This window comes from Granulicella sp. L56 (assembly GCF_009765835.1).
GTDB lineage: Bacteria > Acidobacteriota > Terriglobia > Terriglobales > Acidobacteriaceae > Edaphobacter.
This window is the reverse complement of the sequence record NZ_LMUS01000006.1, coordinates 802288-816707: the sequence shown is the minus strand read 5'-3', so window position 1 is coordinate 816707 and position 14420 is coordinate 802288. Positions and strand designations below refer to the sequence as shown.

Here is a 14420-nt window from a genome sequence, read left to right as displayed (position 1 = left end):
AACGTAAGGAAGGTTATGGCGGAGTTTCTGTTCGAGATTGGTCTGGAAGAAATTCCCGCGCGCATGATTGCCGGCGCGCAGGCAGAGTTGCAGCAGCGCGTGGTGGCAATGCTGGAGCGGGAGAGGCTTGTCTCTGCCGGAGTTGCGAGCAAGAGCTTCGCCACGCCCCGGCGCCTCGCTGTCTGGGTGGCGAACGTGGCCGAGCGCCAGCAGGACATCACTGAAGAGTTGGTTGGCCCCTCGGTAAAGGTGGCTTATAAAGACGGTGTGCCCACTCCTGCCGCGGAGGCATTTGCCAAAAAAGCGGGTATAACTGTCGCTTCCCTTAAGACCATCACCACTCCCAAGGGGGAGTACATAGCGGCGACCTCAACAAAACAAGGGCTCAACGCAGCAGATGTGATCGCGTCTGAGTTGCCCAAAGAGCTTGCGGGAATTTACTGGGCCAAGAACATGTACTGGCGCGCTGGCCGGCCCGAACGGTTCGTGCGCCCTGTGCGCTGGATGGTCGCGCTGCTGGGAGCGAAGCTGGTAAAAGTCAGTTTTGGTGGTTACGAGGCCGGTTCTGTGACTTATGGGCATCGGGTGCTGTTCGGAGACGAGCCGATTGCTCTGAAGTCGCCGAGTGAGTATGAAACGACGCTGGAGAAGAGCTTTGTCGTGGCCGATGTTGAGGTTCGTCGGCAGAGGATTCGTAAGGCTCTGGATGCTGTGACGCGTACCGTCGTTGGAGCCCGTTGGCGCGAGGACGAGGAACTGGTTGAGACTGTTACCCAGCTTACAGAGTGGCCTTCGGTGGTGATGGGCGGGTTTGAGCCGGAGTACCTGACACTCCCGGAAGAAGTTCTGGTGACGGTGATGCGTGACCATCAGAAATATTTCGCAGTGGAGGACAAAACCGGCAAGCTCGCTCCGCATTTTCTGGCGGTTTTGAACACCGAGGCGAATGAAACAGGGCTGGCGGTGATTCGGCACGGAAACGAGCGGGTGCTGCGAGCGCGCTTCAATGATGCGAGATTCTTCTGGGAGTTCGACCAGCGAGTGCCTCTGGCGGACCGGGTGGAGTTGCTGAAGAATGTGACGTTCCAGAAAGATCTTGGCAGCTATGCCGCGAAGAGTTTGCGGGTGCGGAAGCTGGCGTCCGGACTGGCTGGACTGTTGCTTCAGCGTAAGTGCGAGCTGAATCCGGTGGCACTCGATGAGGCGGTTTCGCTGGCCAAGACGGACTTGACGAGTGAATTGGTGAAGGAGTTTACCGAGTTGCAGGGAATTGTCGGCGGCCTGTATGCACGGGCGCAGGGGTTCAGCGCGGCGGCTGCCGATGCAATCTATGACCAGTACAAGCCGGTGTCGATGGAGGACTCGGTCCCGCGCACCGTGGAGGGCGGGGTATTGGCGATTGCCGACAAGGCAGACACCATTGCTGGAATGTTTGGTCTGGGGATGGAACCAACAGGATCCAAAGATCCGTTTGCGTTGCGGCGGGCGGCTAACGGAATTGTGAAAATTCTGGCGGAGACGACAGTCGCATTGCCGTTGACGCTGGCTGAAGTCGCTGCCGCAGCTTGCGGGCAGAATGAGGCTCTGGCAGCCAAGGTTCGTGGATTCCTTGCCGAGCGGCTAGAGTTCTATCTGAGAGAGGCTCGCGGACAGGCCTACGATGTGGTGAAGGCAGTGCTGGCGGCCGGAGCAGAGGATGTGCGGGATGCTGTAGCCCGCGCGGAGGCAGTGACGGCTGTGCGTGGGTCAGATGATTTTGCAGCAGTCTCGGCGGCTTTCAGACGAATGAAGAATATTCTGGCCCAGGCGGCGGAGAAGGGAATCGCTCCGGGTGCTCGCGTAGAAGATGCTCTTCTGGCGGAGGCTACAGAGAAGGCTTTGGCACAGCGCTCTGCAGAGCTGGCAGTGCGAGTGTCGGCCTTGCGCGCGGAGAAGAACTATAAAGCTGCACTCGAATCGATTGCCACGCTGCGTCCGCAGGTCGATGCCTTCTTTGACGGTGTGATGGTGATGGCACCTGAGGCTGAGGTTCGAGCAAATCGGCTTGCGCTTCTTACAAAGGTGCTGGGAGATTTCTCGGGGATCGCGGATTTTTCCGAGATTGTGACGGCTGGATAGATCAAATATCCTCCAAATTGGGGTGCATTCGTGACCACGACGGGAAATGATGTAACGCTTTACATTGAAATGATTTTGTCGTCTAGTGGGTATTGCCATTAATCGTTCGATGGATCGGAGTCATCCTTGACACACTTTTCTCGCGCTGCCACCTTACTGATCGTCCTGTGTAGTCTGTCCCTCTATTCCTTCGCCGACGACATCCCTCATCTGGAAAAGAAGGATGGCCGTTTCGCGCTGATCGTTGACGGACAGCCATTCCTGATGCTCGGCGCTCAAATTAATAACTCCAGTTCGTGGGCGAGTGAACTGCCCAAAGTCTGGCCAGCTCTCGAAGACATGCACGTCAATACGGTTGAAGCGCCTGTCTATTGGGAGACGATGGAGCCGGAACCGGGCAAGTTCGATTTTGCAGGCGTTGATCTTTTGGTGAATGGTGCACGGGAGCATCATCTGCATCTGGTGTTGCTCTGGTTTGGCACATGGAAGAATGGCCAGGCGCATTATGTCCCGGAATGGGTGAAGACGCATCCTGAGAAGTATCCGCGGGAAGTAAGTTTGTATGGCAAGGTTCTTGACGTTCTTTCTCCTAACTCGGAGAGTAACCTTGATGCAGATAAGTCTGCCTTCTCGGCTCTTATGCGGCATGTCAAAGAGATCGATTCTGCCCAGCACACGGTCATCATGATTCAGGTTGAAAATGAATCGGGATCGATTGGATCGGTTCGCGATTTCTCGCCTGCCGCGCAGAAAGACTTCAACACGCACGTTCCCTCCTCGCTGGTAAATGCTCTTCATCTTGCTTCCGGGACATGGTCGCAGGTCTTTGGCGCGGATGCGGACGAGCGCTTCGCCGCATACTCGACGGCACGGTATATCAATGAGGTGGCGCGAGCGGGGAAGGCGGAGTATCCGCTGCCGATGTATTGCAACGTGTGGATTACTTATCCTGTCGCTGCGCTTGAAAATCGTGACCACGCCAGTCCTGGACAAGAGTATCCGAGCGGAGGCCCACAGCAGGGCAACATCGGCATATGGAAAGCGGCTGCACCGTCGATCGATGTTCTCGCACCTGACTTTTACTCCAATGATGTAGAGCTGTATCGCAAGACGGTTGCGACTTACCATCGGAACGACAATGCGCTCTTTATCCCAGAGACCGGAAGGACCGCGAACTTCGGTAAATATTTCTTTTATGCTCTCGGTCATGGTGCGATTGGCTTCTCTCCCTTTGGCGTGGACTATACGGGATGGTGGGGCACGGAGCAGAAGGTGCCTGAGTCTTTATCCGAGAACTATGCGCTCGTAGGCCCCATGGATCGAGAGATCGCCAAGCTGAATTTCGAAGGCAAGCTGCAAACTGCGGTCGAACAAAAAGGCGCGACCCGGGAGTCTCTGCATTTCGACGGAGTGGATGCAGTGGTGTCGTTCGGTTTTCCGCAGCGGGATGGCGAAGTACCTCCCGGAACTGCTGATGACCACGGCAGGGCGATCGTGGCTCAGCTAGGCCCCTTGGAGTTTCTGGTGACAGGCTTCGATGCGAGCGTCAGTTTCAAAGTGAACGAGGCTTCTGGAGCCGGGGCGAAGAACGAGCAATTGGAGATTCTCAGCGCCGATGAGGGCGGATATGTCAATGGCGTTTGGCAGGCTTCACGCATCTGGAATGGAGATCAGACGGATCGTGGATTGAACTTCAGGGGCGTAACTAAATCAGTGGTTCGTATTCGGCTGCACACGCTTCCTCTTTATGACCGTGACGTGCGTCAAAAATAGTAGGTGGGTTTCAGGATCGAAGAATATTGGAGAACTTTATGTTGAGACGCGATTTCATCAAAACGACAGGCACACTTCTTGCTGCATCTACCCTTCCCAGCGCTGCGGCACTTGCCTCATCGGCGGAGAGCACTCCTACACGCTCTGTTATTCCGATAAACCGCAACTGGCGCTACCATCCTGCGAAAGTAGAAGGCGCGCACGCTCCCGAATTTGATGACTCTTCGTTTGAGCGAGTCGTCGTACCGCACACGAATGTCCGTCTTCCATGGCACAACTTTGATGACAAGGATTATGAGTTTGTTTCCACCTATCGGCGACGCTTCAAGTATCCGGCGAGCGCTAAAGGCAAGCGAGTTTTTGTCGATTTTGAAGGCGTGATGACGGCATCTACTGTCTGGATCAATGGCGTCTCTCTTGGCGAATACAAGGGTGGTTATACGCCATTCTCCTTTGAGCTCACGCCTCATCTTCATCCTGATGCAGACAATGTGCTGGTCGTTCAGGTTGATTCGACAGAGCGCGCCGATATTCCACCCTTTGGATATGAGATTGACTACATGACCTTCGGTGGCATCTATCGCGAAGTGTCGCTGCGAGTTGTTTCGCCCACATTTATCGACAATATCTTTGCTCACCCCAAGGATGTTTTGGGTGATTCTCCGTCTCTTGATGTGGATTGTTTTCTTGCGGGCCCTCATCCTGAGGATGGGCTCGCGCTTGAGATTGAACTGCGGGACGGAGATAAGGTTGTCGCCAAGCAGAGTCAGCTTGTAAAAAAATACGTGCCAACAAGCGACGCGGTCTCTCCGCTCGATCCAACGACCAGTGCGCCGGTATATGCGAGCGTACAGACTACTTCAGATCCTGCGCTGCACACTGTCTCCTTAGATCGCATTGGAAAGGTACAGTTATGGGATCTTGAGCGACCCCATCTTTATAGCGTCCATGTGCGGCTCCTTCGTGCTGGGCAGGTGATCGATGAAGACACACGGCGCATTGGATTTCGCGAGGCGACGTTCACTGACCATGGCTTCTCATTGAATGGGACGATTATTAAATTGCGCGGACTTGATCGGCATCAGATTTTTCCATTTGTCGGTCAGGCGATGCCTGCACGCGTTCAGCGCAAAGACGCTGAAATCCTCCGCAAAGGAATGCACTGCAATATCGTCCGCACCTCGCATTATCCGCAATCGCGGCATTTTCTAGATCGTTGCGACGAGATTGGGCTTCTTGTTCTCGAAGAGATTCCGGGGTGGCAGCACATCGGGCCGGAGCCGTGGAAGCAGATCTCTATCGACAATGTCGGCAGAATGATTCGGCGTGACTGGAACCATCCCTCCATTATTTTATGGGGCGTGCGCATCAACGAATCTCAAGACGATCACAGCTTCTATACCCGCACCAATGCACTGGCGCATGCTCTCGATCAGACGCGGCAGACGGGCGGCATTCGCTACTTCCAGGAATCGGAGTTTCTCGAAGATGTCTTTACGATGAATGATTTCGGCTTTCCCCTTAAGAAGCCAAATCATCCAAGATATCTCAACACTGAATTTGTAGGTCATACGTTTCCGACAAAGACGACGGATGACGATGAGCGGCAGCGTGAGCATACGCTGCGTCATGCCCGCATTCATAATCAGCTTGCATCGGATCCGCAGTATGCCGGCGGCATCGGTTGGTGCGCCTTTGACTACAACACTCATTCCAATTTTGGGGCCGGCGATCGCATCTGCTACCACGGCGTTGCCGATATGTTCCGCGAGCCCAAACCGGCAGCAGGCTTCTATAAGTCACAGTGCGATCCTGCGGAAGAGGTCGTTCTGGAGCCTGCATTTCATTGGGCGAAGAGCGATGAGTCGGTTGGGTTCTCGAAGGCCGTTGTCTGCTCGAACTGCGACCATTTGAAGTTCTATCTTCGCGAGCGCAGCCTCGAGAGCAATCCATGGACTTTGTTTGCAGAACTCGATCCCGACAAGGAGGAATTTGGGAATCTGGTTTATCCTCCGTTCGTCCTTGAGCTTTCGAAGATGGATACGAAGCAGTTTGAATTTTCCTGGGGAGATCTGCGTATCGACGGATATCTGAAGGGCAAGCAGGTCATCTCCAAATCGTTGTCCGGACTTGGCGTTGATCGTCAATTCCATCTGTTGCCGGATGACACGAGCCTTGCAGCCGATGGTGCGGACACCACTCGAGTGGTGCTTCGGGTGACAGATGAATTTGGCGCCGTACGCACCTACGCTAATGATCCGATCCTGTTCACGCTGGAGGGGCCTGCCGAGCTTATTGGGGATAATCCATTTGCCCTGATCGGAGGAACCGGGGCGGTCTGGGTTCGCGCAAAGGAACAGGCGGGTGTCGTGAGGCTGACGGCAAAGCACCCACGGCTTGGATCGCAGACCGTCGAATTCAAGCTGACGGCCGCTCCCTCCGAATTAATTTAGCGGTTGCTTCTAATTGCGGGGCCAGTGGATTTGCGCAGGATCAATGTTGGTTGAATATCATAATCCTCGCCAATCTGCGGCTTCTTCGTCTTAGACTGCAATGACTTATAGAGCGCTCGAAAGGCTGCGGTTGCAATTTCGATGCGCGGCAGACGGAGAGTCGTCAGCGAGGGCTGTGTATAGGCGCTCAGTTGAATATCGTCATAGCCAACGATCGAGATATCTTCGGGGATGCGCAATCCACGCTCGTGAATTGCTCCCATAGCTCCGATTGCTGTCAGATCGTTCGAGGCTACAATCGCTGTCGGCTTTGCACCGGAGTTGAGGATCCGTAGCATTGCTTCGTGGCCACCGTCGGCGCGATGGTTGGCCTCTTGAATGAGAGCTGAGTCGCGTTTGAGCCCGTGTCTCTCAAGGCTTTGAAGAAATGCCTGGAAGCGGGTGCGGGCTGAAAATAAATCGAGCGGGCCGCTGATGAAGGCGATCTTGCTATGGCCGAGACTTACAAGATGGTCCATCGCCATGGCTACGCCAGCGGCATGGTCTACGCGGACACGGCTTACTCCAGGGCCCAACGCTCCGACGTCCATAAATACCAGGGGAATATTTCTATGGCTGAAGACCTTGATCAGCCGATCTTCCATCTCGGAGGTCATGATGGCGACACCATCTACCTTGCGCTGCATCATGCGCGTGACGCAGCTCTCCATGCGCGCGGGATCGTAGTTGGTATTGGCAACAAGGACTTCCTGGCCATGCTCGACCGAGATGTCTTCGAAGGACTTTACCAACTCCGGAAAGAACGGATTGGTGATGTCGGAGATGATCAAGCCATAGAGACTGCTGCGTCCGGAGCCGAGAGAGCGGGCATTGGTGTCGGGATAAAACTGAAGCGCTTCGACAGCGCGTCGAACTCGCTCTGCGGTCTTAGGGGTGACCTTGTCCGAGCCATTGATGGTTCGCGAAACTGTGGCAGTGGAAACCCCGGCTCTTCGGGCGACGGCTTTAATGTTCATATTGTCAATCCCATTCTAGGTTGCCGAGGTGCCTCCCCCGGGCGGCTCAGCAATAAGCCCAATTATGTCAATACTATACTTTGAACACTTTGCGCTTAAACGTTCTAAATAAATAAGCTACAACTAAAATGCTCTTCCTGAAAAGATCAGGCACAGTCCGGTTGGGATATTTGCCACACGCGCCTGACGACTTGATTGAGCTAGTGCACTCTTGCATTACGAAGCAGCAGGAATCATTTCTATATACGTTTGGGGATCTTTTATTGACGCCGGTAATAGCGAAAACGGCATAAAAGATTTCCAAATTTTTCACACCCCTTATTCAAAACTGGATCTCACTTCACCCGCACTCAACCCTTCGAGAACGGAGCGGTGCAGATGACGGCGATTGCTGCATTTAAATAAAAAAGCTTGACTGCGGCACTATCGATCATGCTTAATTACTAGCGCATTCGTAGACTCGTTAAAGACAAACGTTTGTCTTTGGCCGCAATGGTTATATCAATGAGCAATTAAAGCAATAGCTGTAGCAACTTTTGGAGGCAAGACTATGAAATCAAGATGGCTTACCGGAATGCTCACAGGTCTTCTGTGCGCGGGACTTACCGGGATTGGGTTTGCGCAGGCGACCAATTCAGGTGACATAAGCGGTATCGTAAGCGATTCATCCGGGGCTGCCTTGCCGGATGCCACTGTAACCGTGGTGAACATTAACACCGGCGTGTCGAAGGATCTGACGACAAACCAATCGGGCGTGTATGACACATCTTCGATCGTCGCTGGCAACTACAAGATCACTTTTTCGAAGCCAGGATTTACTCAACTGGTGCGGTCTTCCATTACGGTCGTCGTTGGAAACACGACGGTCAACGCGGCGTTGAGTGTCGGCGCCGTAACGGAATCGGTTGTCGTCAACACCGACGTTCCTCTTTTAGAGACAGAGAGCGGCGCGCAGTCCAGCACGCTGAGTTCAGAGGCGCTGACCCAGCTTCCCCAGGTAGGGAAGGGGCCGGACTGGTCGAGCTTCGTTATTCTGCTGGCAGGATCCGCGGGGGCACCCATGGGTGCGCAAGGAACGACGGGTTCGGGTACTTCAAATGGAACAACGCTCGCAGTGAATGGGAATTTGCCTTTCAGTACAGTCCTGGCGGACGGCGCGACGACAACGCTGCCCGCGAGCGCGAACTCTGATATCAGTGTTCAAGAGACGGTGCAAGAGGTCCAGATCATGACCTCGAACTTCTCCGCGCAGTATGGCATCGGCGGCACGCTTTACAACCAGATCAGCAAGGGCGGTGGGGACAGGTTTCACGGTTCGGCCTACGAGTATTTTCAGAACGATGCGCTCAATGCGGACAACTATACCTTTCCCGGACAGACCCCCACGAAGTCGTTCCTGCGGTTTCACAATTACGGCGGCTCCGTCGGCGGTCCCATTATCAAGAAGAAGCTCTTTTTCTTCTTCGATTACGACAAGATCATCGATAATGGGGGCAATCCCACCGTCGCTTATACAATTCCTACCGCTGCTGTGATGAGCGGCGATTTCACTGGATACCCTACCCTTTACGATCCCGCCACGACGACTGTGATTCAGCAGTCAGGTACGCACACTTATTCGGACGGTACGACAGCGACATGCCCCTGCATCAGCCGCACTTCTTTTGCGGATGAGTACCACAATGGCAACAAGATCCCTGGGAGCCGGATCGACCCGGTCGCTTCTAATCTTCAGACGTACTTTCCTGGTTCCAATGCGGCTGGAGTGGTGCAAAGTAACGGTCTCACGGTCAACAACTACACCTATACTTCTGGGGCTGGTAATCCGTTCACACGCTATTTCGGACGAGTGGACTATGACGTTACGTCCGGCAACAGGTTGACCATTTCCGATACTGAGGGCGACAATCCTGGCGAAAGCTTTGGCGCAGGTATCTGCCCTATCAACTGTCGAACCGGGGACGTTAGCAGGAATAACGCACAGGTTACCGACGTGTGGACGATTACATCGAGTATGACCAACGAACTCAGATTGGGTTATACCAATCAACTCAACTTCTTTGTGCCTGCGACCCTTGGTAAGGGATATCCAGGAAAGCTTGGATGGCAGTTTTCCAAGGCGGATAACTTCCCGAGCATTAATATTTCGGGAGGATATGACAATAATGCTCCCAATGGCAATGCGATCATCTCATCTGATATCAACGCAGTTTACAAAGAACATTCGTATGATCCATCCGATGTAGTTACCCTTATTCGGGGCAAGCACATTCTGCACTTCGGTGGCGAACTCCTGATCTATCAGAACAATTCCACCGCTTGGGGCAATACCAACGCTGGAACAATGAATTACACCGGTCAATATACGGCGCAACATGTAGGCAGCAGTTCCACGGGATTCAGCTATGCGGACTTCCTGCTTGGTCAAACACAGCAGTGGAGTGCGAAGGTAACGCCGGAATATGGTGGCAGAATGAAAGTCCCACAGTTGTTCGTTCAGGATGACTATAAGGTGCGTTCGAACCTGACCATTAATCTAGGCTTGCGCTATCAAATTCAGACCGGCTGGCGTGAGATCAGGGGGAATGAACTTTCCTTCGATCCGACGATCCAGAATCCGTCAACTGCTACTCTGGGCGCCATGTGGTATGGGTCAACTCATGCGAATGGCCGGACAACCATTCAGGCTCCTGTCTACAACACCTTCCTGCCTCGGGTTGGGTTTTCCTACCAGCCAGACCTCAACACAACGGTACGAGGCGGATTTGGCCTCTATGCGTATAACTGGAGTAACGACACCTATAACGGCAACGTAATGGGAGGCGCCTTTGGTTCGCAGGGCCAAGTGACGGACAATACCAGCGGTATTACTCCAGTTGTGATTCTTTCGGGAACAGGAACGAACCTGCCCTATCTTTCGGCCCCAACAACCCCCGACGCATTCAATGGTCAAGGGGTCAATTATGTCCAATACGATCAGCCGGTAGGTGGCTCCTATCAATGGAACCTCCAACTGCAGCGGCAGTTGAATAACGACACCGTGGCTTCTCTCGCCTACGTGGCAAGCTACGGTCACGACCTACCCTTTCCAGTCGACATCAATCAGGTCCCGGAGGGCAGGCTCTCAAGCAGCGATCAACAATTCCGGCCCTACCCACAATTTGGATCGATCTCTGCAACGGGCACCGTGCCTCACGAACACGCGAGCTCAAACTACAATTCGCTGCAAGCTGCCATCGAGAAGCGTTTCTCACATGGACTTAACTTCAATTTCAATTATGTTTGGTCGCACTTCCTGGATGATATGGACTCTTCGGGTTGGGGAAGCCATGGAGGCAACGAAACCTGGCAGAATGCTTTCGACACAAAGGCGAACTATGGAAACTCGAACTTTGACATTAGGAACGCGTTCAAAGGGAGTGCCCTGTATCAGTTACCTTTTGGTAAAGGCAGGCAATTCTTGAATAACAATTCGTTCCTGGATGAAATTATCGGAGGATGGCAGGCATCAGGAACGCTCGTTCTTCAGAGTGGCCAACCTTTTACTGCACAGATGGCGAGTGGGACCAACTCATATTCGCTGGCCGGCAGTAACTTTGAATGGTATCCCAACGTGATCGGAAATCCGAAGCTTTCCGGACGTGGAGTCAACCAATGGTTTAACGAAGCGGCATTTGCAGTCCCGGCCTCTGGAACTTTCGGCAACGAGAGACGAAACCAGCTGACTGGACCTGGATTTGCTCTTGTTAACCTGTCCCTTGGCAAGACCTTCGTCATCTGGGAGCAGGTCCACCTGCAGATTCGTGCTGATGCTAATAATGCATTCAACCATGCGAATTTTTCGGAACCCAATATTAATTTGTCTGTTGATCCAAACGGCGCGATTACAACGGGAACGTCGAAAATTACGGGCCTGGCTAATCCTACTCGTGCTCTGCAACTGAGTGGTCGTTTGACCTTCTGATACACTCCGTTGGGATGGCGGAATTCTCCGCCATCCCAATGTCTTTTAATCGGACGACCTATTGGAAAGGTCAAACGGTCTTGCAATGAAGGTGTTTTCTTTTCTTCTTCTATTGAGCCTGGGTGGAGTTGGCTCAGGGATAGCGCAGTCTGCGAATGTTTCATCAGCAAAGTTGATTCAAGCGCATGAGCAGAGAGCACATGAGCTTTTGAGTCAAAAAAATCCAACCCTCGCAGCGAAAGAGTTTGCTGCGGTTGTTGCGCTGGATCCGAATAATATTGATGCGCAGGCAAATTTAGGCGTGCTTCTCTTCTTTGAAAAGGATTATGCCCAGGCGGAGCCGCACCTGCGCAGTGCGGTGGAACAGCAGCCGGGACTAATCAAGATCCGAGCGCTTCTCGGGATGTGCGAAAGAAATCTTGGCAAGAGTGACCTGGCGCGTGCTGATCTGCAGGCAGTGGTCGATCAACTCAAAGAGCCAAGCGTACGGATTGAGGCTGGATTGGAGCTGATCGAGCTCTATACTGCTGCGCAGGAGCTTCCCAGGGCGGCAGCAGTTGTCGAGGCCTTGCGAGAGGATGCACCCACTGATCCGCGAATACTCTATGCGGCTTATCGCATCTATTCCGATCTGGCCGGTGAAGCCCTTCTGGATTTATCGGTGGCGGCGCCGAATTCCGGACAGATGCATCAGGCGATGGCGCACGAACTTAATCGCATCGGAAATACTTCAGGGACGATCGCCGATCTTCGCAAGGCGATTGCAATTGATCCGAACCTGCCGGGAATTCACTTTGAATTGGCAGAGGCGCTGCGTACGTCTTCTGATCTGAAGCTTCGTGCGGAAGCAGAACAGGAGTACAAGCTGGCCATCGAGGCAAATAGTCGGGATGAGAAGGCAATATCGAGGCTTGGAGACATCGCCGTGGAAAAAGATGATTTCGACGGAGCGATAGCATATTACCAACATGCACTTGCGCTCGTGCCGGGAGATGTGGATGCAACGCTGGGGTTGGCCCATGTCTATATCGAGAAGGATGAGTCTTCCTCCGCTCTGCCGCTGCTGGAATCTCTGATTGCTGCTGACCCCACCAATGTACTGGCCCACTATCGATTGAGTACGGCCTTTCGCAAGTTGAAACGGCCAGCCGATGCGAAACGTGAAATGGATGCCTATCAAAAGTACAAAGGCATCAAGGAAAAGCTGGGAGCGGTCTATAAAGATATGCGGCTCGAAAGTCCGCAGAATGAGCCGGATAAGTAAATGCATTCAGCGTTGCGTAGGATACAGATATGGCGATTGCATGGGGTGGGCCTTTCATCATGCCCGACAAAGCTAGTCTGTTCTGCCATCCTGATTCTGTGTACCGGTTTTATTCAAGCGCAGGCAAAGTCAGTATCGGACTCTGCACACCCGAATATTTCGGGTAAACGTTCCGCCGACCAGGAGCGAGTGCCACAACTAGTGGATATTACGGCTTCAACCGGTATTCATTTCGAACACCTCTCCAGTCCGGAACAAAAATACATTGTTGAATCGATGAGTGGTGGTGTTGCGCTGCTTGATTACGATGGCGACGGATGGCTCGATATCTATTTCACCAACGCGCCCAGCGTCTCCATGACGCTGGGCGGGAAGAAGGCGAGAAGCGCGCTCTTCCATAACAACCACGACGGAACGTTTACGGATGTTACGGAGAAGGCTGGCGTGGGTTATCCATGCTGGGCAATGGGCGCGGTGGTGGGCGACTATAACAACGATGGCAGGCCGGATCTGATTGTCAGTTGTTTCGGCGGCGTGGTGCTCTATCGCAACAACGGTGATGGCACGTTTACCGATGTCACTAAGGCAGCGGGACTCGACAAAGATACAGGATGGGCCACCGGCGTCACCTTTGGCGATTATGACGGTGACGGAAACTCCGATCTATTTGTGCCGCACTATGTCGATCTGGACATGAATGATCTGCCAAAGTTCGGATCCAGCAAGACTTGCCAATATCATGGCATAGCTGTTCAATGCGGACCGCGTGGGCTCAAAGGGGCTCCCGACACCTTATATCGCAACAATGGAGACGGTACTTTTACCGAGGTTGCAAGGCAGGCGGGCGTCGATGACGCAAATCATTTCTTTGGACTGGGAGCGGTGTGGTCGGATTTTGACAATGACGGGAAACTCGATCTCTTCGTTGGGAATGATGGTGAACCAAACTACCTCTACCATAACGAAGGCAATGGACACTTCAAGGAGATGGCCTACGACGCAGGCGTTGCCGTAAGCGAAGACGGAACGGAGCAGGCAAATATGGGTCTCGCGCTTGGAGACTATCTGAATGTAGGTAGGATGAGCCTTGTGGTAACTCACTTCAGCGATGAGTACGCCGCGATGTTTCGCAACGATGGCGGAATGACCTTCTCCGACGTCTCGCGCGCCTCTGGGATCTCGCGTTCGAGCTCGCCCTACGTCGGCTGGGGAGATGCCTTTCTGGACCTCGATAACTCCGGCTGGAAAGACTTGATTCTGGTAAATGGTCACGTCTATCCACAGGTGGACAGCGTGAAGATGGGAACGAGATATAAAGAACCCAAACTCGTCTTCAAGAACCAGCACGACGGTACATTCAAAGATGTAAGTGAAGAGTCGGGGGAAGCTGTGCGTGAACTTCAGGTCAGCCGGGGACTTGCGGTTGGCGACCTCTTCAATACCGGCAAGCTCGATGTAGTAGTGGAAAATCTGACTGGTGGCCCTATGCTTCTCCAAGCCAAAAGCGATCCGGCGAATCACTGGGTAAGCTTTGACCTTGAAGGCAGTCCAAAGAACCTGATGGCACTAAACGCCCGGGTCTGGGTGACGGTTAGCAAGCAGCGGCAAATGGATGAGGTTCGAAGCGGGGGGAGTTATCTATCGCAAAGCGATCTTCGACTGCACTTCGGACTAGGGCACGAGGACCGAATCGATAAGGTCGAAGTATTATGGCCGAACGGGGAACGACAGTTCTTTGAGAATATTGCAGGCGATCGCTTCTATCATCTGAAGCAGGGAGGTGTTCTTACCCCCATACCGCCAGCGCGGCATGCCGCAATTACGCAATAACG

At 53.4% G+C, this 14420-nt stretch carries 7 protein-coding genes; 6 read left to right on the top strand and 1 reads right to left on the bottom strand.

The genetic code is table 11. The features are described from left to right. The first annotated feature begins 15 nt into the window (after positions 1-15). The 3 genes from glyS (at position 16) to GSQ81_RS11315 (ending at position 6344) form a co-directional block, all read left to right on the top strand. Positions 16-2118: a glycine--tRNA ligase subunit beta gene (gene glyS, locus GSQ81_RS11325; protein ID WP_158910848.1), complete on the top strand. Its 2103-nt coding sequence runs from the start codon at positions 16-18 to the stop codon at positions 2116-2118. A gap of 126 nt (positions 2119-2244) precedes the next feature. Next, on the top strand, positions 2245-3891 hold the full coding sequence (locus GSQ81_RS11320; protein WP_254060133.1) for a DUF5597 domain-containing protein: 1647 nt from the start codon (positions 2245-2247) through the stop codon (positions 3889-3891). A 38-nt stretch (positions 3892-3929) separates the two neighbouring features. After that, a complete protein-coding gene (locus tag GSQ81_RS11315; protein ID WP_158910847.1) occupies positions 3930-6344 on the top strand; it encodes a glycoside hydrolase family 2 protein in 2415 nt (804 codons plus the stop codon). On the opposite strand, the gene GSQ81_RS11310 is transcribed toward GSQ81_RS11315, so the two are convergent. Beyond that, entirely contained in the window at positions 6341-7360 is a 1020-nt protein-coding gene (locus tag GSQ81_RS11310; RefSeq protein WP_158910846.1) for a LacI family DNA-binding transcriptional regulator, read from the bottom strand. The genes GSQ81_RS11315 and GSQ81_RS11310 overlap by 4 nt on opposite strands. Positions 7361-7910: 550 nt before the next feature. Here GSQ81_RS11310 and GSQ81_RS11305 point away from each other — a divergent pair. The 3 genes from GSQ81_RS11305 to GSQ81_RS11295 all read left to right on the top strand — a co-directional run bounded on the left by GSQ81_RS11305 (position 7911) and on the right by GSQ81_RS11295 (position 14418). After that, positions 7911-11324 (top strand): carboxypeptidase-like regulatory domain-containing protein, encoded by a 3414-nt coding sequence (locus GSQ81_RS11305; RefSeq protein ID WP_254060132.1) that lies wholly within the window; start codon positions 7911-7913, stop codon positions 11322-11324. Positions 11325-11409: 85 nt separating this feature from the next. Further along, on the top strand, positions 11410-12588 hold the full coding sequence (locus GSQ81_RS11300; RefSeq protein ID WP_256369668.1) for a tetratricopeptide repeat protein: 1179 nt from the start codon (positions 11410-11412) through the stop codon (positions 12586-12588). A 189-nt stretch (positions 12589-12777) separates the two neighbouring features. Further along, complete coding sequence (locus tag GSQ81_RS11295) at positions 12778-14418, top strand: CRTAC1 family protein (RefSeq protein WP_254060131.1); 1641 nt, start codon at positions 12778-12780, stop codon at positions 14416-14418. Positions 14419-14420 lie beyond the last annotated feature (2 nt).

Bases quoted from the DNA above. Each gene is read 5' to 3' on its own strand.
- glyS (WP_158910848.1), top strand. From the start codon at position 16: ATGGCGGAGTTTCTGTTCGAGATTGGTCTGGAAGAAATTCCCGCGCGC.
- GSQ81_RS11315 (WP_158910847.1), top strand. From the start codon at position 3,930: ATGTTGAGACGCGATTTCATCAAAACGACAGGCACACTTCTTGCTGCA.
- GSQ81_RS11310 (WP_158910846.1), bottom strand. From the start codon at position 7,360: ATGAACATTAAAGCCGTCGCCCGAAGAGCCGGGGTTTCCACTGCCACA.
- GSQ81_RS11305 (WP_254060132.1), top strand. From the start codon at position 7,911: ATGAAATCAAGATGGCTTACCGGAATGCTCACAGGTCTTCTGTGCGCG.
- GSQ81_RS11300 (WP_256369668.1), top strand. From the start codon at position 11,410: ATGAAGGTGTTTTCTTTTCTTCTTCTATTGAGCCTGGGTGGAGTTGGC.